This window comes from Sporomusa intestinalis (assembly GCF_055383785.1).
On record NZ_AP042390.1, the window covers coordinates 4,878,034 to 4,897,138 of the forward strand.

Genomic DNA, 19,105 nt, shown 5'->3' on the forward strand with positions numbered 1-19,105 from the left:
GCTGTTATTAAATTTTGGGAATAATTCTTTCCACATCGGTATGGGGCCGGGGGATAACATGAACTGAGATTACCTCACCCACGCAGCCGGCGGCGGCAGCGCCGGCGTCTACCGCCGCTTTGACAGCCCCGACATCGCCCCGTACCATGACGGTAACCAGGCCGGAACCGATTTTTTCATACCCTACCAACACGACATTGGCAGCCTTGACCATGGCGTCGGCAGCCTCAATGGCTCCCACCAGGCCTTTGGTCTCGATCATTCCTAAGGATTCGCCCACTATTTACACCCCCTTTCAGTAAAAAAATCAATTAATGCCGTCAGGCCTTCGCCGGTAAGTGCGGACACATAGAAAAAAGGTCCCCTGACACCGGCTTGCTGCAATCGTGCCCGGGCTTTTTCCCGGTCGGCGCCGGCCAGATCAATTTTGGTGATAATGCCCACGGCCGGCCTGGGAAACATGCCGGCAAACCCGGGCGGCAGCCCGGCCCGGAAATCGGCGGCAGCCTGCACCACAGCGATCAGACTGGCTTCGGCGGCGGTAACCGCCAGCGAGGAATAGAAGCGGGGCATTTGCGCATACTCGCCCGGTGTGTCAATCATGCCGTCACGAAAAAGAATGCTTTGTGTTTTCCGGGCCGTACCGCCGTTATGCTGCAGGGCATTGATCAAAGAAGTCTTGCCGGCGCCAACAGGACCAATCAGCATAATCATCCTGCTAAGACCGGGTCAGGCCGGCGGCGGTAAACCCCAAGCCTTCGGCCAGTAAACCGGTTACCTGCCGCAGCGCGGCTTCTACCGCCGACACATTGCCGGTAATAACGACAGAACCGGTAAACCGGTCCATAAAACCAATCTGGACATGGGCGGTTTTGGTTGCTGCATCGGCGGCAATAATGGCCGCTTCGGAGGGTGTAATCGTTAAAATTCCAATCGCGCCGCTTGTCCCAAGCCCCAGCTTGTCGCATAATTCCTGTTTCGGATTGGCGATTAGGTGAGCCAGTGTCACCTGCTTGCCTGGTACATATTCCTGCACTACTCTTGTTTTTTCCACTACACTATACCTCGCTACCCCTAAAACTCTGCTGCCCGCAACGGGTCCCTGTCTACCAAATGTAAGCCAATTGGCAAATCACGGTTGTCCCCAAAACAAATAAAGGCAATAGGAAAAAGACTTTCAAACAAAGTCTTTTCCTATTGCCTTTTTCTTATGCAGAAATTGTCGAAAAGAAAGGTTTTATTTACACTAACTGACCGCCTGCCTACACCCCGCAGCAACGGTTGCCGGGCCTGAATCACGGCAGGCCCCTGCCAAAAGGGCAGGGGCTCATTGTTATCCTCATCCTTCTGGTAATACCCCTGACGCGGGGGTAAATAACAGCCAGCATAGGCAGGTCTCCTGGCTTGACGGCTTTCAGGCCCCCTGCATCCCCTCCTGCCGGCGGGTATGCGGGCTAACCTCCGTCTACAGTGGCGCGACCGCGTCTTGCGGGATGTCTCCATCCCTCGGAACTTCCCTATTCTCCTCTCGTTTGAGAGGCACCTATGTGGTGGCATATATGCTGTTTATGACCTGCTGTTATCATATACCGCAATTAAAATTTTATACATAAAAATATTAGCGTGTAGCCCAAACAATAAACGCCTGCGGCACATCTTGCTGTGCTGCAGGCGTTTATCACGCTCAGCCGTTATTTGCCCCGGCCACTCTTGCGCATAGGCATTTTATGATTGGAATTTTTCACCTTGCCGGCTTTGGGAAACGGCTTATTATTCTCATTGGCTTTTTTCTTTTTTTCTTGCAGTAAAGCGAGTAAATCCACTGTGAACTCCTCCTTTTTGCCAGTGTCCGGTATATCTCTATTTTACAACACCGCCGGCCGCTGGGGCAAGGCTTGCGGCCACCCGCGGCCCGGCTTGGCTGTCATTTTAACATAGGTAATATTATAGCCTTCAAAGCTCCTGCTGCCAAAATTGCCGGACCCCGCCGGCAATCCGGTCAACCCCCGGCGCACGTACGGCCCCCCGCCATTCCAGGGGGAAAAGCCGCCTGTACCGGGCTTGGGCAAAACGGCTATCAATCAGCAAAATTACGCCCCGGTCCTGCTCGGTGCGGATCACCCGCCCCGCGGCCTGCAGGACCTTGTTCATCCCCGGGTAGATATACGCGTAGGCAAAGCCCTGGCCGTTATTCTGTTCAAACCATTGTCTGATAATCTCCCGTTCCGGGCATACCATCGGCAGCCCCACACCAACAATTACGGCGCCAACAAGCCGTTCCCCGGTCAGATCAATGCCCTCGCCGAATACGCCGCCCAGCACGGCAAACCCCACCAGGGTTTCCGTATTGCCGGCAGAAAACTGCTCCAGAAAGCCGGCCCGCTCGGCTTCCGTCATCTCACCGGTCTGTTTGCTGACCCTGATCTGCGGGTTGTGGAGGGCAAACCGCCGGCTTACTTCCTCCAGGTACCGGTAAGATGGCAGGAATACCAGATAGTTTCCGGTTTTCGCCTTAATCGCGGCGGTAATGCTGTCGACAATCACGTCATAGGTCCCGGCCCTGGTCTTATAGGTTGTGCTGATATGGTCGGCGACCAGGATTCGTAGATTGGCGGCGGCAAAAGGCGAGGGCACGATGATTTTGCCATCGCCCTCCCCGCCCCCTAAGATCTCAAAAAAATATTCCATCGGGGCGAGGGTAGCGGAAAAGAAGACTGTCGCCCGCCCCCGCAGCCCTGCCTGGCGCAGCAGTTCTGCCGGATTAACGCAAAACAGTGTAAGCTGTACCTCTTTATCTAGTTTCTCGACATAGGTTACATACCGTTCATCATAGGTCTCAGCCGTGCGCAAGAAAGCATTCGCCTGGAAATAGAGCTCCAGCAGCTCTTCCCGGAAATCGGCCTGCTCATTTTTCGCCAGCCACTTTTCGGCTGCATCCATAAAGGTTCGCAGCAAGGGCAGGACCTCGCTGAATAGCTGTTCCCGCACATAATAGTCTGCGCCCCCGGCTGCGGTCTTTTCCCCGCATAGTTTGCCTAACTGCAGCAGCAGCCTGTTGATCTTGCCGGCAGTCTTAGCCAGGGCGGGCAGCTCCTTGTTGACCGCTTTCTTAATCTGCATAAAGCTTTGCTTTGTTATCGCCGCGGAAAACATCTCCCTGGCCCGGTCAACAAGATTATGGGCCTCATCAACCAGGAAGCAGTATTGCCCGCCGGGTTCCTGAAAGAACCGCTTCAGATAAACCCGGGGATCGAACACATAATTATAATCACAAATAACCGCATCTGCCCAAAATGCCAGCTCCAGCGATAATTCAAAGGGACAGACTTGGTATTCCCGCGCCTGCTGTTCAATGACCTCGCGGGTAAAAGCCGCCTCTTGCCAGCAGGCGAGCAAGGCCGGCTTAATCCGGTCATAATACCCCGCGGCGTAGGGACATTCCTCCGGCGTACAGGCCGAACCGGGACTGAGACATATTTTATCCTTGGCAGTCAGGGTCAGGGTTTTACACTGCAATCCGGCCTGCCGCAGACGGTCAAAAGCAGCCTCCGCCAACTGCCGGGTTACCGTTTTCGCAGTAAGGAAAAATATTTTTTCCACATGTCCCAGCCCCAGGGCCTTAACAGCCGGAAATATAACGGCCATGGTCTTGCCTGTGCCGGTAGGCGCCTGGGCAAATAACTTAACCCCCCCGCGGATTGTCTTATATACGGCAACCGCTAGCTGCCGCTGGCCGGGGCGAAAGGCAGAAAACGGGAACTGCACCTGGCCGGCGGAGGCATCCCGGCTGACCGCCCAGTCGCCAAGCCGCTTGGCCCACATAACATAGTCGCTGATGAGGGCCTCAAAAAAAACGGCCAGTTCCCGCACCGGGTAGATTTGCTTGAACAGCCTGGTTTCCAGGGTAGCGGCCTGGCAGTAGGTAAGCTGGACGCCAATCTGCTCCAGGCCATGCTGGGCGGCGTACATGTAGGCGTAACATTTGGCCTGGGCCCAGTGCAGGGGGTTGGCTTCGGCCGCCAGCGTTTCAAGCTCCTGGGTGACAGACTTAATTTCATCAATGGTAATCTCTGCCGTGCCTCCTGCCGTTGTTGTTGTAATCACACCGTCAGCCCGGCCGCTAATCTGCAGGACAAGCGCAGACCGCTCCACTGTTATTGTCAGGCTGACCTCCGGCTGATACTCGGCAGTCTGGGACTGCTGGAGCTTACGGTGGATTTTAGCCCCGTCAACCAGGCGCGAGCTCCCGGTGAAGGCTGCAACCAGGTCACCTGCTCTAAGTACAAACTCAACTAAATTGCGGACCGAGGTCTTAATTACTTTATTCTCAGACATAAACGCTTGCCCTCTTGCGATTGTAATTTAGCGCTGCCAATGCAGCTTTACCGGCAGGCAAACTCCTGGCTGCGCGTTTTTCCGCCGGTAAAAGCTAAGCGGCCTTTTCCTATCATCACTGTATAACCAGTCCGGCAAATTGTCAATGAGGCCCAGGAAAACACCCTTAACTCAGCGGCAGCAGCAGCTTTAGTTAAGGGCGCTCAATCTTACAGCTTTTCGTTGGAAGTTATCTGTACTGCCAGCTCACCTTTGGCTGACCGCTTGATTACGCCTTTTTTGCCGGCGCCGTCATCCACAGTGATGGCTTGCAGGTTATGGGCCATCAGAAAATTAAGCACATCCTGTTTGATAAAGGCTTCCCAGTTAAGTTTCTGCGTATTGGCGTCATTTTGATTTAGAATGTCTTGAGTCACTACAATATCCTCCCCGAATTCAACATTGAGCAAAATAGGCGCAGTACAACCACGCATACTTGCTCTTTGCATTATACCCAACATTGGCCCGCTTGCCTAGAGGGCAAATGGGCGCCGTTATCGCCAGCCGTGTTTTTTTATCCGGCCGGTACAAAAAAACTGCGCCAGCTGTATGGCACAGAGTAATGGCTTACGACTCCAATTTTTGAATACGCCTGATTAGCTCCTGTATCTGTTCACTTTCAGGTGAATTTTGCTTTTCCTCCTGCTGCGCCTTCAATAACTGTCTCTGGGCGGCGATAGCAAGCATGACACTGCCCAGGGCCTCAAAAAAGTTTCCCAGGGAATTGAGTTCATCCAGATCAAGTTCCTCTGCCCAGAGGATGGCCAGAATTGCGCTAAGTGCCCCAAGCTGATTAGCTCCAAGTTGAAATAATAATGCCATGCAGCCTCCCCCCTTGCGCAGATTAGCCTCTTATCTGCCGCAGAGTCATACGGTAACCCCTATATAGACTTACGCCGGAACCAGGGCAGATATACATGAATACTTAGCGATTCCCGGCTTCTACATCCATGTTACGGTCAAAGGCTCCTTGTCCCAGTCCATACGATGCTGCATGCACCAGTTTCAATACATCTCATGTTACGGTTCATTAATACGCCTATCTAAAACTGCTCTATTCCTACTGCTCTTCTCTTATACCAATCTTACTAAAACCACGCTATAATGTAAATGGGACGAGAGTCCACTCGTCCCAAAACTGAATAAGGAGGTGAATACCGTGTGGATTTCTCCACGAGTGATTGCCTGGTTAATTATCGCCATAACGATAATGTTACTTAAACCATTAGCAATCACAATTTGGCTCAGGTAGCCTCCCTATTTCAAAGGCAAAGCGCTCCTGTTAGCAGCAGGGGCGTTTTGCTGTATTAATCTATGTCTATTATACCCTATTTATGTGAGATATAAAAGATATTTTCAGCTGGTACTGGAAAAAACCGCGTTGTAATGTAAATGGGATGAGTGCTTACCCGTCCCAGCCGGATAAGGAGATGAGTACTGTGTGGATTTCTCCGCGGGTGATTGTCTGGTTAATTATCGGCCTAACAATAACCTAATCCCACATGTTACTTCAGAAAAACCCCAGCCGGCCAGCCGATCCGTACTTGCAATTTACCGCAAACAGGCTATAATTAGAAATAGGTGGAAATTAAAAAGTCGCCGTGACCTGAAAGTGCGGGAACACTTTCAGGCCCGCGCAAGGTGCCGTAACACCTACACGTAACAGCCAAGCTGTCCACGACGACATTTCTATTATAACCGCACTTCGGCCGCCGCACAAGCGGGAAGCGCGGGGTTAATAGCCGTTGCCGGGGCGCTGCCGGGCTGGGAGTGCGACTGGACGCAGCAAATGATTCGCTCTAGCCTCAGCCGCTAAGGAGCAGCAGCGGGCAAACAGGAATACCGGTTTGTGACCGCCCTTGTTGTTTCGGCCGGGTATGCCGGTTTATTAGCGCTGAGTATGTAACAGACATCGCAACAGAACGCATGTGTAGGGTAAACCCTTTGCATGCGTTCTTTTTAATTTCCCCCTGTAAAATAAGCTGACGGCCATACCGGCCGCAGTCTGAATATAGGGGGTATATATATGTCTGATCAAGCAACAGCAGGCGGTGCCGCTTTTTGTCCGGGGCTGGTTTCCTTCCTGCCGGCAGAGCGGGACCGGGAGCCGCAGCCGCCCGGGGCCGGGCCGGAAGAGCCGGAGGACCGGCTGATGCTGCGCAGCATCTTGACCGAGACCTTTAATCAGTATATCTTTATCCGGGTGGACAGTATCCTCAAACTGGCCAGCACCAACGAGGCCGGCTACAGTAAGACGGTCAGCAAGGTCAGCGCCACCCTCGACCGGCTGCTGGCCCTGGCCGGGGAGCTGCAGGACCAGTATCCGGAATTGCAGGAGCTAGTCATGGATTACGAGTCGTTCACTGGCCTGGAATCGGGCCAGGCGGCGGAAATCGCCTACAAGCAGGGCTTGCGGGACTGCAGCCAGATCCACCAGGAGTTTATGACCTTCCTGCAGCAGCGCTAGCTTGAACGCCAACGGCTCTGCCAGAACTCTTTGTTTATAATTCTTTTATGCCAATAATTCTTCTGCCTGCTGTAGTTTTGTTTCCCCGAGACCGCTTTGTATCCCTGCTGGGATATTCCTGTGGAGTACGAGCAAAGCCGCCAAACAGGCGGCTTTGCTGTGTTTTTGTTTTTTTATTAAACGCCTACTGCCGCCAGCAGTCTTCCCAATGCTGCTGTTTCACCTCAGAAACAAGTTCCAGAACGATACTTTTCCCTAAAGGTGAGTAAATACTTTGATTGTTAGAAACTATCATATCATATATAATAAATATTATTTATTTGTCTTTATCCAGCTTATAGTAGAATTAGCAAAACAATGCTGTTAGATTATCTCCAATTATAATTAATTATCGAAATAGCAGCTACTACTACCATTAGCCGTACTATCTGCAACAGTTACTATATAAGTGAGGGGAGATATTGTTATGCAGGAACAATCACAAACAAAACACATTGTCATCATCGGGGCCGGGTTTGGCGGCATCCGGGCCGTTCGGGCTTTAAGCAAGGCCGGTGTCGGGATAACCTTAATCGACAAGCATAATTATCATCTGTTTCAGCCGCTGCTGTACCAGGTATCAACGGCCACCTTATCCATTGATGATATTGCCTATCCGGTGCGGGCTATGATCAAGCAGCAAAAAAACGTTTTGTTCCGGATGGGCGAGGTAACCGGCATTGATTTTGCGCGCAAGGCGGTGCTGCTTGCTGACACGGAGATAACTTACGACTATCTGGTGATAGCCACGGGCGGCGTTACCAATTACTTTGGGCTTACTGCCGTGGCCAAGAACAGTTTTGGCCTGAAAGACCTGGATGAATCGGTAACCATCCGCAACCACATTCTCCATCAATTTGAACTGGCTGCCTATGAAAAAGACAGGGACAAGCGCCGGGCGCTCTTAACCTTTATCATTGTCGGCGGCGGGCCAACCGGTGTGGAATCGGCCGGCGCCTTGTCGGAATTAATCTATTTGGTCATGGCCAAGGAATATCATACGATTAATTTTAAAGAGGTTCGCATTGTGTTGGTCGAGGCTTCCGACAAGGTGTTGGCGGCAATGCCGGAGGAGTTGCGGGAAACGACGGTGGAAACCTTAATCCGCAAACATGTTGAAGTCCGGCTGTGCGTACAGGTCACTGATTATGACGGGGAACGGCTGGCGATCAAAGGCGGCGAAATAATCCCCACCCGGACAGTCATCTGGGCAGCCGGAATAAAGGCGGCGCCCCTGCTGGACACATTGCACGTCGAACAGGATCAGGCCCGCCGGGCCATTGTAAATGAGTTTTTACAATTGCCCGCGCACCCGGATGTTTTTGTTATCGGCGATGCCGCCCATTACGAATATTGCGGACGGCCTTTGCCCATGATTGCGCCGGTGGCCATCCAACAGGCCGAGACGGCAGCGAAAAACATCAAACAGCTCATAGCCGCAAAACCGTTGGCAAAATTCACTTATAAAGATGTAGGCAGTATGGCGACAATTGGCCGGAATGCGGCCGTTGTTCACATGGGGCATCTGAAGCTAAAAGGCTTTGCCGCCTGGCTCATCTGGTCTCTGGTCCACATTTTACGGTTAATTGATTTCCGGAACCGCTTTGTGGTTTTTATGAAATGGGTCTGGGAATATGTGTTCTATGACAGGCTTGTCCGCATCATTACCCGCCAGTAATCCCGGTTTACGGGGCGTTTTCCTCTTCCTTAGCTACTCATCGTACCACAAGATTGTCCCGCCGCTTCTGTCGCGATACCATGCCGCCTCCGTGAGGGCGGCTTTTTGCTTGTCCCCGGCCGGGAGGTTTTGCAGCCTGAACTCAGTCAGCCAAAATAGTAAACCGGACAAAAAAAGTCGTGCCCCGGGCTGAGGTTTCAACCTCAATTTTTGCCCCATGACTTTCGGCGATCCGGTAGCAAACCGATAAGCCCAGGCCGGTGCCCCCCTCCTTGGTGGTCAGAAAGGGTGTGCCGATTTTGGCTAAAATAGGCTCGGGAATGCCTGGCCCCGTGTCCTGAACAGCCAGTGTTACCGTATTATTATCGATATAAGTCCTGATGGTTACCAAGCCGCGGGATGCCATGGCCTCCATGGCATTACGCACTAAATTCAGGATAAGCTGCCTGATCTCTTTATCATCATAGCAGATAGTGGGGATATCACCGATATCGGCTTGGATTTCATGGCCAAAGTGAAAAGCATCGGCTTGCAGCAAAGGAAATAAGGCATGAATGGTTCCGTTTAAATTGCCTGGTTTGGATTCAATCCGCTTGTTTTTGGCCAGGGATAAAAATTCGGTAATAATTGAATTGGCTCTGTCCAGCTCCTCAATCATGACCATTAGCTGTTCACGATCGTCGGCGTACTTTTCTTTACGCTGGAACAGCTGCAGATACCCGCGCACCGTTGTCATCGGGTTTCTGACTTCATGGCCGATACCGGCCGCCATTTCCCCCACCAGATTAAGGCGGTCCAGGCGGGTCATCTCCTGGGCCAGCAGGCATTGGTCTGTTATATCGGTTAAGGTGACAACATAACCGATGAGATTGTCGTCAGCCTCACTCCCGTTGAATTGGCCGGCATTAATAAGCAAGTGCAATACTTTGCCATCCTGCCGCTCATAGGTGACTTCGATACCGCACGACGAACTGGAAGCGGCAGCCTCGTTTAAACCGAGCCTTAAGCCGTTATCTTCACGAAACAGGGGGATTATTCTGTCAAAGTTATTGCCGACCAGTTGCCCTCCCGCCATAGCAACAGCTGCCGGATTGGCCTGAATAATCTTCCCGTTTTTGTCACAGGCAATAATCGGTTCTTTAGCCTGATTAAATATCATTTGAGTAAACCGCTCGCTGCGCCTTAATTCCGTCAAATCGGTAATAACCAGACAAGTAAGTGTATCCCCGTCAATGGTAATGTTGCTTGCAGAAAGAATGACTGAGGCACAGAAGGCCGCGTTGATTTCAAAACTGCACTCCGTATGGAAACGGCCTGTGCGCGCCGATATAAAAAAAGCAAAGGCCGCTCTGTCCTTTGGTTTTAAAAAATTATATATGGACAACCCTAGGACCTTTTCCAGCGGGGTTTTGACAATATCGGCAAAGTTTTTATTGCAAAACAAAATGGTCCCGTCAGAGGCAATGGTAGCGCAGCCTTCCTGCATTTCTTCCACTAATACCCGATAGATATGATCTGCACCCTTTAAGATATAAACCTGGTCGCACGCAGCATCCGAGCCCAGCAGAGCGTCAACCTCGCCCTGCTTGATCGCGTCCAGCATACTATTAGCTTCCGCAAGCTGCTGGCGAAGCTGGATATTCTCTTTTAATAGAGCATCAATTGAACGATATTTGCGAATCATCTCAGTCCTCACTCTTCGGTAACAATGAATCTGAACTAGCTGGCAACGGACATATCCCTGTAACAGCCGTTAAGGCGCAGGAATTTTTATGTTGGTTATTGCGGCCGTAATCTGACCGCCTAATTAGGCTTTATACTGAGTCCCGCCAGTACACGTTCGGTATTAGATAAATCGCCGACAATTTTGACAAGGGGGGCCGGTAGTTTCCGTACCAAAGTAGGAATAGCCACAATCCGGTCAGTACGCCCCAGCTGCGGGGCTTTAAGCAAATCAATAATCTCAATGCTATACCTGCCGGCAAGATGGGTTTCACAAATCTCTCTTAGATTAGCAAAGGCTTTCATGCATTTGGGGGTCTGGCCGGCTACATATAAACGCAGCAGCCAGGTATCGCGGCCATTGCGCTTAAATAAGCGTTGTTCACCATGGGCATTCATAATTCACCTCCCAAACCCTCCGATTCGACTTATCAGCTGACACATTACCTTGAGCCGCTAATTGAATCTCCGCCTGGATCATGGAAACGAGAGACAGCAGCAAATAATTGATATTCTTATCATATAAGAAAAGTAAAAATCACGCAAATGCTTTCTTAAGCAAATGTTTATAAGGAAAGAATAGTCTATTACAAACAATAACGCCTCTGAGCAGCTCGCTGTCAGAGGCGTTAGCATCGCTTACATTTTACGGCTTTAGACCGGCGGCAAGTTCCTGCTCATAGGGAAGCGTATAGCGGTCACATGCCGGCGAAGCCGGCAGGGGCGGCTTGCTCGCCTGTTCCGGCGCGTAGGAGAGCAGCCGTGTGGAATTAAGTACCACCGCCAGGGTACTGGCATTATGCAGGATTGCAGCCAGAAACGGCGAGATTAATTTGGCAGAGCCCAAGCCCAGGCCCAAAATGTTCGCCCCAATGGCAAACAAAAAGTTTTGCCTGATTACGATTAAGGACCGCTTGCCCAGGCGAACGACGTCGACAATTTTCTCCGGATTGTCTTCCCGCAGCACAATCCCGGCTGTTTCAATCGCGGCGTCAGCTCCGCCCACCCCCATGGCCACGCCGACATTGGCCATGGCCAGCGACGGAGAGTCATTGATCCCGTCGCCAACCATGCCCACTGTATGGCCTTTGGCCTTCAACGCTTGTACCAGTTCAAATTTATCCTGCGGCAGCATCGCCGACCAGGCCGCCTCTATTCCCAGTTGACTGGCGGTTTCTCTAACGACAGTCTCCGCATCGCCGCTGACAATACCGATGTTAATAATCCCCTCGGCCCTAAGATCGCAGATCGCTTTGACGGCATTGGTCCGCAGGGCGTCCTGAATGACAATAACCCCGATTGTCTGCGTCCCGCTGCCAACATAGACCAGGGTTGAATTCTCGGCGTAAGCGCCGGTTAAGGCCGGCAGCCGCGGCGGCATTCTAAACCCCATCTCACTTAAGTACCGCCAATTGCCCACATAGACTGCGTTGCCGTTGACCATTGCCTTAACCCCGCTCCCCACAGTCATTTCACTGTCAGGGACAACAGGCAGGCTTATGCCGCGTTGTTCAGCCGCGGCTTTAATCGCATTGGCCAGCGGGTGGTTGGCATTGGCCTCGGCCGCCGCGGCAACTGTTAAAATCGCATCGGCATTATATTGCTGATGGGCGGAAATGACCTCCGCCACGGCCGGTTTGCCCGCAGTTAAGGTCCCGGTTTTATCAAATAATAAAAAATCCACTTTGCCGGCTTCCTCCAGATAACGGCCGCCTTTAACGAGAATGCCCCTGCTGGCGGCATTGCCGATCGCCGCACTCAGCGCAGTCGGGGTCGCCAGTCCCGCCGCACAGGGACAGGCCACAATCAGGATCGTCATCGTCCGCCGGATATCCCGCGTCAGCAGGAAAACAATAAAAGCCAGGACAAAGGAAAGCGGAATGATCCGGGCTGAGTATTGGTCTGCCAGCCGCTGGATGGGAGCCCGTGAATGGGTGGCTTGCTCGACAAGATGGATAATCCGGGCCACAGAGGTCTCATCACCTACCCTTTCCGCCCGGATATATAAGGTGCCCTGTTCAATCGTGGAGCCTGCCAGCACCTGATCGCCCGCTTGTTTATGAACAGGTATCGGTTCCCCCGTTAAAGCCGCCTGATTGACAACCGCTGCGCCTTCGACCACAGTCCCGTCCACAGGAATTTTGCAGCCCAGTTTGACCGATACCGTATCCGCTTGCTGCAACTGGGCCAGGGGAATGGATACCTCCTGCCCGTCAACAACAATCCAGGCATTTTTCTCATTGCCTTCCAGCATGGCGCGAATGGTCCGGCGCGATCTGTCGAGGGTTAACGTCTCAATCAGGGTGCTTAAGTTAACCAGCCAGACAACAACCAAGCCGGTGGCGCCCTCCCGCAGCAACAGCGACAGCAGCGTGGCTGAACCGATCAGGATTTCATTGTTCAATTTACGCTGGCGGATAATGCTTTCCAGGCCGCTGCGCAAAATGGGCAGGGCTGTAAGCAATGTAACCAAGCCTGTTATTCTTTCCATGCCCCGGGTAATAAGACTGCGGCGGCAGCAATACCTGACCAGGTAATAGAGCAGGGCAGCCCCCCCGAGGGCAACCAGAGCAATTTGGGTGGGAATGGACATATCTTCCAGCGCAAAGGTTTTTTTCGCAGCGGCCCTGTTGGCGTTCAGCCGCGTGCGGTTGGCGGCCGGACCCGGACAGTGATATTGCCGGAGCCAAGAGTACAATACCTGCTCCGATACCCGGGTCTGATCATAATAGATTAATATTTTTCCGGTTTTAGGGTTAGCACTACATTCTTTAATCCCGGTTTGGCTCTTTAAAAATCCGGTCATACGGGCGGCAACAGCGGGATTGGACTGCAGCCGGGGAAAATACAGGCGAATCCGTCCCGGCAATCGATGGACGATATAAGGAAATCCTCCAGACAAGCTACGTCCTCCTTTGAGGTACACAGTACTTTAAAAAATTCCGCTTCCTTGGTGTTCAAATAAAAATAATCCCAGACACTGGGATTATTGTGCCTAGCAAGGCTAACGCCCAGCTAGAATATTATATGGAGGAAGTTTTTGTTTATACGGCGGCTTCGGAAATAGGCAGATGCAGCTTTGCCTTGTGTAATAAAAGCTGCTCTTGAATCTGCTCAATCAGCATGGCTTCACAGGCGAATAAAAAATTAATAATACTGCCCCTGATCCTCTGCCCCAGATCAGCCAGCGCCAGAGCCAGCTGCTGTTTGGCCGAGCAGCCGCAGGTCCCCAGTACGGCGGACGCAATGTCGGCATGGAAAGGGATCAGCCTTTTCTTTACCGGCTTCAGCGCATAATCCCAGACCTTATTGCCCAGAAATTCGATGCACCTGGCGGTGCGCAGGGTAGCGCGGTGTTCCTCGATGATTGCCTGCAAAGGACGCAGGGAGAAGGCCGGGAAAGACCCTTTGAAAACTAACTCTGCCTCGGCGGAAAAACCATGCCGCCGGAGATGAAAATTCAAATGCTTCAACAGCCGGTTCAGCATTTTGCCTTTTTGCAGTTCAACTAATGAACCGGGCCATTCCAGCGGCGTCTTGCGCAAAAGCGCCTCAGCCAGCCGCTGAATCTCTTCCGGCCGGATCCGGGTATATATTTGATGGAACTCCCAACGTATATCTCTTTTGCATTCTACTAATAGCGAATCAATCGGCTGTAAATATGCTGACATAAATTAGAAGCCTCCTTGAAGATAGCGATAATCATTATCATTTAAATTAATTATAGTATATGTTGCCAGCCTTAGTCAATATGCAGACCGCAAAAAACATTTTTTTCACTGAGCAAATCCTGCATAATCTGGATAACTGTGGCAACAATATTCTTGTTTACATTTATTGTATAGAAGCTTCCAGGGAGGGATATAATGTCTGATATAGAAACGCGGTCTGACAGTAAACAGGAAGAACAATGCCACGCTAAAGCCAGTGACAAGTATGATCCCCGTTATGATTCTAAGCGTAAGTCCCGCTCTGACTACAACTATGGTGGTCGACACGCCGGCAGCCGGTGCGAGCCCGGCCCGGACTACGACTATGATCCGCGTTATGACGCCAGGTACAAGCCCCGGCCGGACTACGACTATGATCCGCGCTATGACGCCAGGTGCAAGCCCCGGCCGGACTACGACTATGATCCGCGCTATGACGCCAGGTGCAAGTCCCGGCCGGACTACGACTATGATCCGCGCTATGACGCCGGGTACGAAGCCCGCTCCGGCTACAACTGTGATCCGCGCTGTGATGCCGGGTACGAAGCCCGCTCCGGCTACAACTGTGATCCGCGCTACGCCGCCGGGCCCGAAGCCCGCCCTGCGTTGCGCTACAACCGCCGGCAGCGTATGCGCGAACTGGCGCTCGGAACCGGCAATGATGAAACAGTCCTGGGCCTTGAACAGGTATTTAGGGCCAAGCTTAATGCCATCCACACGTATGAGCAGCGCTTAAACTCCGTGACTGATCCCTATGCCCGCCGGGTATTACAGCAGATGATCAGGAAAGAACGGGCAGAATTGCTGCATTTATCGGAACTAACCGAGCTGGTGGAGCAAAGTCCGGATATGAACAGCTTTACCAGAGGCAAACGCCGGGTAAATCACGAAATAAAAATGCGGACAGGCCAGGATTTGACCTTTTGGTTAGGGGCGGCCGTTGTCGGCGCCGTACTGTTGCCAAGTGTCCGAGAAAAGCTGCGCCCGCTGGCTGTGAAAACAGTCCAGGGGGTAATGGGTCTGACCGATCAGGCCCAGGGCTTATTCAGCGGCATGCGGGAAGATATTGAAGACCTGGTAAGTGAAGCCCAGTTTGAACGTTTTAAGGATTCTCTTGACGACCCGGGCACTACCGGGCCAGTCTCCCCGGAAGAAAGTTCCACTTAATTATCTATGCGCCAGGAGGAAAAATTGGCTACCGTTGAATTATTACAGGAAAAAATGCTGAACGCCCGCCGCGAGTTGCACGAGGCGATTGATATAAGCATTGAACTAAGACGCCAGTCTTCCCAGTCTAAAGAGGCCGTAGTAAAAATCTGGGAAGAATTTATGGGACAATTCTTTGGTTATATTAAGAAAAAAAGCAAAGAATCGAAAGACAACTTGCTTGCAGGCATTTCCTGGACGCGCTTGAAACTTTTCTAGTCTTACATTCCGTTCGGTATTATAACAGCCAGGAGGCCTATGGCTCCTCGCTGTTGTTCTGTTAAGGGGAGGGCGCTTACAATTGGTTGTTGGTATCATCCACCTCCCGCTGCTACCGGCGGCTTTACTGCGGCAGCGGACTTTAGTATCGAGTCTGTACAGCCTAAAGACTGGCGGAATAGATTTGCTACAGGCGCAGATACTACCTTCAGAGGAGGTGGTGTGATGTATTGGATGCTGATGCGGCCCGCAATTGGCTGGGGCACGTTTCTGCTTGTCCACGCCATTGGAATTCCCCTGGTCTACGGTTTAGGCAAAGCCTGTGGAACCAAAGAAGCCGGCCATAAGCAGCTCTGTAAGCCTGAACACTCATAAACCGTCAAAACCCTCTCGCTGTTACGCGGAGGGTTTTGCCGGTTATTCCGTATTTTTTTTAGCGCCGGACCGCCTTTTCCGGGGGGCATCGGGACCAATTTCCGCCACCGGCGCTTCCAGCCCGTCCGGCAGCCGTTCGAGCCCTTCCGTACTTGTCAAGCCAGGGTCCGTTATTTCGCCGCCGGCGGCTGCCGGCGGCTTTGTTTCCCGCCGTTCTTTCGCTTCCTCGACAATGCCCTTAAATTCCCCCTGCAGAGCCTCGGCCTGCTCCTTCACGGCCAGTACACCGGCCGTAGTAGCCACAGCCATCCGGCGCCCTTTAGCCTTGGCGCAGGTCGTCAGGGAGTGCAGCGAACGGCCGCAAGCGCGAGGTTCGGACTCGCGCGCCTCGGCTACAATCCCGGCGGCCTCTGCTTGTAGCCTGGCGGTTACATTTTTTACCCCTTCACCGACAACCAAGGCTCCCTTTGTGGCCTGGACGGCAACGGCCCTCAGTCCCTGCCGGACCGGCGTCAGCGTCAGGGCCAGCACGGCCCCGCCGGCAAGCAATAAGACAGGCGAGCTGCGGCTGATTAGCCGTGCTCCGAAACGTAAAATATTCATGAGACACCTCCTCCTACTGCCTTTAATTTTCCCGCAGCCGGGAGGTTTATGTATGTTAGCTGTAAGTGGTTTGTAAATGCTGTTCCCGGCCATGCCGCTCCAGCGCCAGCTGGATCAGCCGGTCAATCAGGTCCGGATAGCTGATGCCGCTGATTTCCCAAAGTTTGGGATACATGCTGATTTTAGTAAAGCCGGGAATTGTGTTAATCTCATTAATTACGGCTTTGTTATCTGCTGTCAGAAAAAAATCAACCCTGGCCATGCCTTCGCAGCAAAGTACCTGAAAAGCCCGGACCGCAATTGCCTGCAGTTCTTGTTCCACCGGCGCCGGAATATCGGCGGGGATCTGTAGGACCGCCCCGTTCTCATCAATGTATTTTGCCTCATAGGAGTAAAACTCCTGCTGCGCAATAATGGCCCCAACCCGGGAGGCCTGCGGCGCCTCATTGCCTAACACGGCACACTCCACTTCCCGTCCGGCCACAAACTCTTCAATTAATATCTTGGTGTCAAAGCGGAAGGCATTGTCAACAGCTGCCATAAACTGCTCTTTGGTTTTTACCTTGCTCACACCGACCGAGGAACCTGCGTTCGCAGGCTTGACAAAAAGCGGCAATCCCAAGGACTGGGTAATTTCGTCCAAAGGCAAACGGTCCCGGTCCCATTTATAAACAACCATAAACCGGGCGATGGGAATACCGGCATCCCGCAGCAGCCGTTTGGCAACATCCTTGTCCATGCCAATGGCAGAACCCAGGACGCCGGCCCCGACAAAAGGGATATTAGCCAGCTTTAACAGTCCCTGCATCGTACCGTCCTCACCATACGGGCCATGGAGCACCGGAAATATGACATCAACATTGCCGGCTGCCCTGCTGCCGGTAAGCTGCAGGAGTTTTTCCCCTTCCTGCCCCGGCACGATAACAACACCTTTTTCCGTTTTACTTAAGGCAATCGCTTTGGGGTCATTGCTGTTCAATAAAAACTGGGGGCTGTCGTTTAAATGCCACTGCCCGGTTTTATCGATGCCAATCAGGGTTACATCATATTTTTCTTTATCAATGGCGTCAATAATATTTTTCGCCGACTGCAGGGAAACTTCATGCTCAGCCGATTTGCCGCCAAACAAAATTCCCACATTAACCTTCTTCACAGAGACCATCTCCCAACATCTTATTACCTTAATTTATTTCCTCTTTAAAAAGAATATCCCTGCCCGGACAAATTTATAGAGAAAATTACAAAACAGGTAAAAATTATGGACTTGTATATTTTTCATGCCTATTCAGATACAAATCTTTTTTCTGAAAGAAAGGATAATTTAGTAAAATAATTAACAGCTTGTCGGCAGGCTTACGAGTATCATAGTATCGTAGCACTATATGCTTATAGAGGTGGTGAAAGCAGCAGCGGCTTATCTTGCGAATGCTACTCTGCAAGAGTGAATAAGGTTTGTCGGAAATAAGACTTGAAAAGAGGTGCGAGCATGATACTGGGAATTAGTGCCAGTGGCCGGAAAGATGGTGTGACTGCCGCAGCTGTGCAAGCTGTACTCGAAGCGAGCAAATTAAAATATCACTATATTTCTTTGTCCGGGAAAAAAATTAATGGCTGTACCGGCTGTACTCTATGTGCAAGTGACAATTGCTGTATAGAGGCTGATGACTGGAATGAGATCGGCGAGCTTATGAAACAGGCAGATGCCATTGTCTTTGGCGCCCCCAATTATTTCGGCCGCATGAACGCTCTGGGCCATGCCTGTTGGGAACGGACATTTTGTTTTCGTCATCGCGAGGTATTTGATTTAGCAGGCAAGCTCGGGGTTAGTGTCAGTGTGGAATTTGCAGGCGCAAATCCGGTTCTGCCGGAGATTGAACACTATATGAAATGGAACTATATAGTCCCTGTAGCCACTGTGGCCGCCTGCGGGCACGGGCAATGCTACACCTGTGGTTACGGTCACGACTGCGCGGTGGGTAAAGTAGTCAGGGATCACGGCTTTCTCGAACAAATTTCTCCGGCTCAGTTTCCCCTTCACTTTAACGAGCAACCGCTGCCCAAGCTGGAGGCCTACAAAGCCGGCAAAATTTTGGGCTCCATTCTCCGGCACAGATAGCCAAAAGGACTGCCTCGCCTGGGTGTGCAATAAAGCTAAGCGAGGCAGTCCTTTTGTGTTCAGTACAGGACGCAGGACGGTGGTTTGTCTCTTCTGGTCAGCGCTTATCAAACAAATCTACATACTCCCCATAGCCCTCCTGCGCTAACCTTTCTTTCGGAATAAAGCGCAGGGCGGCTGAATTAATGCAGTACCGCAAACCGTCCGGACCGGGTCCATCGGGAAAAACATGCCCCAGATGCGAATCGGCCCCGCTGCTCCGCACCTCGGTCCGGATCATCCGGTGGCTGTGATCGTCTTTTTCCCGGATTTTTTCCCGGGCCAGGGGTTTGGTAAAGCTGGGCCAGCCGCACCCGGAATCAAATTTGTCTTTAGAGCTGAACAACGGCTCGCCTGATACGATATCCACATAGATACCTTCCCGGTCATTGTCCCAGTATTCATTCTGAAAAGGTGGTTCGGTGGCGTTTGCCTGCGTCACTGCATACTGTAGCTTATTTAATCTTTTCTTTAGGTCCTGGGATTTATAGTCTTTTGTTTCTTTGCCGTCCATTAAATCCCCTCCAAATGATAATTGGCTGATTTACGATTGATCT

General features: G+C 51.8%; 20 protein-coding genes and 1 riboswitch. Of the genes, 6 read left to right on the forward strand and 14 right to left on the reverse strand.

Annotated features, from left to right (window positions below; translation table 11 throughout):
• Nucleotides 1–7 precede the first annotated feature (7 nt).
• The 7 genes from pduA to ACZ481_RS22710 all read right to left on the reverse strand — a co-directional run bounded on the left by pduA (nucleotide 8) and on the right by ACZ481_RS22710 (nucleotide 5,196).
• Nucleotides 8–283 carry a propanediol utilization microcompartment protein PduA gene (gene pduA, locus ACZ481_RS22680; RefSeq protein ID WP_464770682.1) on the reverse strand — a complete coding sequence of 92 codons (276 nt, stop codon included), beginning with the start codon at nucleotides 281–283 and terminating at the stop codon, nucleotides 8–10.
• On the reverse strand, nucleotides 280–708 hold the full coding sequence (locus tag ACZ481_RS22685) for a EutP/PduV family microcompartment system protein (protein WP_464767607.1): 429 nt from the start codon (nucleotides 706–708) through the stop codon (nucleotides 280–282). The genes pduA and ACZ481_RS22685 overlap by 4 nt, the downstream gene beginning before the upstream one ends.
• A gap of 10 nt (nucleotides 709–718) precedes the next feature.
• Complete coding sequence (gene eutS, locus ACZ481_RS22690) at nucleotides 719–1,054, reverse strand: ethanolamine utilization microcompartment protein EutS (RefSeq protein ID WP_464767608.1); 336 nt, start codon at nucleotides 1,052–1,054, stop codon at nucleotides 719–721.
• Nucleotides 1,055–1,372: 318 nt separating this feature from the next.
• A riboswitch (cobalamin riboswitch) is annotated at nucleotides 1,373–1,562 on the reverse strand.
• Nucleotides 1,563–1,691: 129 nt separating this feature from the next.
• Nucleotides 1,692–1,823 (reverse strand): hypothetical protein, encoded by a 132-nt coding sequence (locus ACZ481_RS22695; protein WP_464767609.1) that lies wholly within the window; start codon nucleotides 1,821–1,823, stop codon nucleotides 1,692–1,694.
• Nucleotides 1,824–1,953: 130 nt separating this feature from the next.
• Nucleotides 1,954–4,335: an ATP-dependent DNA helicase gene (locus ACZ481_RS22700; RefSeq protein WP_464767610.1), complete on the reverse strand. Its 2,382-nt coding sequence runs from the start codon at nucleotides 4,333–4,335 to the stop codon at nucleotides 1,954–1,956.
• Nucleotides 4,336–4,544: 209 nt separating this feature from the next.
• Nucleotides 4,545–4,751, reverse strand: coding sequence for a hypothetical protein (locus ACZ481_RS22705; protein WP_464767611.1), 207 nt, complete (start codon nucleotides 4,749–4,751; stop codon nucleotides 4,545–4,547).
• Between the two features lie 190 nt (nucleotides 4,752–4,941).
• Nucleotides 4,942–5,196, reverse strand: a complete 255-nt coding sequence (locus ACZ481_RS22710; protein ID WP_464767612.1) for a hypothetical protein — start codon at nucleotides 5,194–5,196, stop codon at nucleotides 4,942–4,944.
• Nucleotides 5,197–6,400: 1,204 nt separating this feature from the next.
• Between ACZ481_RS22710 and ACZ481_RS22715 the strand changes: the two genes are divergently transcribed.
• Both ACZ481_RS22715 and ACZ481_RS22720 read left to right on the forward strand, forming a co-directional pair.
• The gene (locus tag ACZ481_RS22715; RefSeq protein ID WP_464767613.1) at nucleotides 6,401–6,841 is read left to right on the forward strand and encodes a hypothetical protein; all 441 of its coding nucleotides are present in this window, start codon (nucleotides 6,401–6,403) and stop codon (nucleotides 6,839–6,841) included.
• Between the two features lie 466 nt (nucleotides 6,842–7,307).
• The gene (locus tag ACZ481_RS22720; protein WP_464767614.1) at nucleotides 7,308–8,558 is read left to right on the forward strand and encodes an NAD(P)/FAD-dependent oxidoreductase; all 1,251 of its coding nucleotides are present in this window, start codon (nucleotides 7,308–7,310) and stop codon (nucleotides 8,556–8,558) included.
• Between the two features lie 142 nt (nucleotides 8,559–8,700).
• Here the strand turns inward: ACZ481_RS22720 and ACZ481_RS22725 are convergent, their stop codons facing one another.
• The 4 genes from ACZ481_RS22725 to ACZ481_RS22740 all read right to left on the reverse strand — a co-directional run bounded on the left by ACZ481_RS22725 (nucleotide 8,701) and on the right by ACZ481_RS22740 (nucleotide 13,951).
• Nucleotides 8,701–10,242, reverse strand: coding sequence for an ATP-binding protein (locus ACZ481_RS22725; RefSeq protein WP_464767615.1), 1,542 nt, complete (start codon nucleotides 10,240–10,242; stop codon nucleotides 8,701–8,703).
• Nucleotides 10,243–10,361: 119 nt separating this feature from the next.
• Nucleotides 10,362–10,679: a circadian clock KaiB family protein gene (locus ACZ481_RS22730; RefSeq protein WP_464767616.1), complete on the reverse strand. Its 318-nt coding sequence runs from the start codon at nucleotides 10,677–10,679 to the stop codon at nucleotides 10,362–10,364.
• 247 nt (nucleotides 10,680–10,926) lie between these two features.
• Entirely contained in the window at nucleotides 10,927–13,182 is a 2,256-nt protein-coding gene (locus ACZ481_RS22735; RefSeq protein ID WP_464767617.1) for a heavy metal translocating P-type ATPase, read from the reverse strand.
• A gap of 142 nt (nucleotides 13,183–13,324) precedes the next feature.
• Nucleotides 13,325–13,951: a hypothetical protein gene (locus ACZ481_RS22740; protein ID WP_464767618.1), complete on the reverse strand. Its 627-nt coding sequence runs from the start codon at nucleotides 13,949–13,951 to the stop codon at nucleotides 13,325–13,327.
• A 195-nt stretch (nucleotides 13,952–14,146) separates the two neighbouring features.
• On the opposite strand from ACZ481_RS22740, the gene ACZ481_RS22745 reads away from it, so the two are divergent.
• The 3 genes from ACZ481_RS22745 (at nucleotide 14,147) to ACZ481_RS22755 (ending at nucleotide 15,790) form a co-directional block, all read left to right on the forward strand.
• Nucleotides 14,147–15,157, forward strand: coding sequence for a hypothetical protein (locus ACZ481_RS22745; protein ID WP_464767619.1), 1,011 nt, complete (start codon nucleotides 14,147–14,149; stop codon nucleotides 15,155–15,157).
• Nucleotides 15,158–15,181: 24 nt separating this feature from the next.
• Nucleotides 15,182–15,415 (forward strand): hypothetical protein, encoded by a 234-nt coding sequence (locus tag ACZ481_RS22750; RefSeq protein ID WP_464767620.1) that lies wholly within the window; start codon nucleotides 15,182–15,184, stop codon nucleotides 15,413–15,415.
• 225 nt (nucleotides 15,416–15,640) lie between these two features.
• Nucleotides 15,641–15,790, forward strand: coding sequence for a hypothetical protein (locus ACZ481_RS22755; protein WP_464767621.1), 150 nt, complete (start codon nucleotides 15,641–15,643; stop codon nucleotides 15,788–15,790).
• 42 nt (nucleotides 15,791–15,832) lie between these two features.
• Here the strand turns inward: ACZ481_RS22755 and ACZ481_RS22760 are convergent, their stop codons facing one another.
• Both ACZ481_RS22760 and ddlA read right to left on the reverse strand, forming a co-directional pair.
• Complete coding sequence (locus tag ACZ481_RS22760) at nucleotides 15,833–16,393, reverse strand: hypothetical protein (RefSeq protein WP_464767622.1); 561 nt, start codon at nucleotides 16,391–16,393, stop codon at nucleotides 15,833–15,835.
• A gap of 55 nt (nucleotides 16,394–16,448) precedes the next feature.
• Nucleotides 16,449–17,546, reverse strand: coding sequence for a D-alanine--D-alanine ligase (gene ddlA, locus ACZ481_RS22765; RefSeq protein ID WP_464767623.1), 1,098 nt, complete (start codon nucleotides 17,544–17,546; stop codon nucleotides 16,449–16,451).
• Nucleotides 17,547–17,879: 333 nt separating this feature from the next.
• Between ddlA and ACZ481_RS22770 the strand changes: the two genes are divergently transcribed.
• On the forward strand, nucleotides 17,880–18,509 hold the full coding sequence (locus ACZ481_RS22770; protein WP_464767624.1) for a flavodoxin family protein: 630 nt from the start codon (nucleotides 17,880–17,882) through the stop codon (nucleotides 18,507–18,509).
• 97 nt (nucleotides 18,510–18,606) lie between these two features.
• Here the strand turns inward: ACZ481_RS22770 and msrB are convergent, their stop codons facing one another.
• Entirely contained in the window at nucleotides 18,607–19,062 is a 456-nt protein-coding gene (gene msrB / locus ACZ481_RS22775; RefSeq protein ID WP_464767625.1) for a peptide-methionine (R)-S-oxide reductase MsrB, read from the reverse strand.
• Between the last annotated feature and the right edge of the window lie 43 nt (nucleotides 19,063–19,105).

Bases quoted from the DNA above. Each gene is read 5' to 3' on its own strand.
- ACZ481_RS22685 (WP_464767607.1), bottom strand. From the start codon at position 708: ATGCTGATTGGTCCTGTTGGCGCCGGCAAGACTTCTTTGATCAATGCC.
- ACZ481_RS22700 (WP_464767610.1), bottom strand. From the start codon at position 4,335: ATGTCTGAGAATAAAGTAATTAAGACCTCGGTCCGCAATTTAGTTGAG.
- ACZ481_RS22710 (WP_464767612.1), bottom strand. From the start codon at position 5,196: ATGGCATTATTATTTCAACTTGGAGCTAATCAGCTTGGGGCACTTAGC.
- ACZ481_RS22715 (WP_464767613.1), top strand. From the start codon at position 6,401: ATGTCTGATCAAGCAACAGCAGGCGGTGCCGCTTTTTGTCCGGGGCTG.
- ACZ481_RS22720 (WP_464767614.1), top strand. From the start codon at position 7,308: ATGCAGGAACAATCACAAACAAAACACATTGTCATCATCGGGGCCGGG.
- ACZ481_RS22725 (WP_464767615.1), bottom strand. From the start codon at position 10,242: ATGATTCGCAAATATCGTTCAATTGATGCTCTATTAAAAGAGAATATC.
- ACZ481_RS22730 (WP_464767616.1), bottom strand. From the start codon at position 10,679: ATGAATGCCCATGGTGAACAACGCTTATTTAAGCGCAATGGCCGCGAT.
- ACZ481_RS22740 (WP_464767618.1), bottom strand. From the start codon at position 13,951: ATGTCAGCATATTTACAGCCGATTGATTCGCTATTAGTAGAATGCAAA.
- ACZ481_RS22745 (WP_464767619.1), top strand. From the start codon at position 14,147: ATGTCTGATATAGAAACGCGGTCTGACAGTAAACAGGAAGAACAATGC.
- ACZ481_RS22755 (WP_464767621.1), top strand. From the start codon at position 15,641: ATGTATTGGATGCTGATGCGGCCCGCAATTGGCTGGGGCACGTTTCTG.
- ACZ481_RS22760 (WP_464767622.1), bottom strand. From the start codon at position 16,393: ATGAATATTTTACGTTTCGGAGCACGGCTAATCAGCCGCAGCTCGCCT.
- ACZ481_RS22770 (WP_464767624.1), top strand. From the start codon at position 17,880: ATGATACTGGGAATTAGTGCCAGTGGCCGGAAAGATGGTGTGACTGCC.
- msrB (WP_464767625.1), bottom strand. From the start codon at position 19,062: ATGGACGGCAAAGAAACAAAAGACTATAAATCCCAGGACCTAAAGAAA.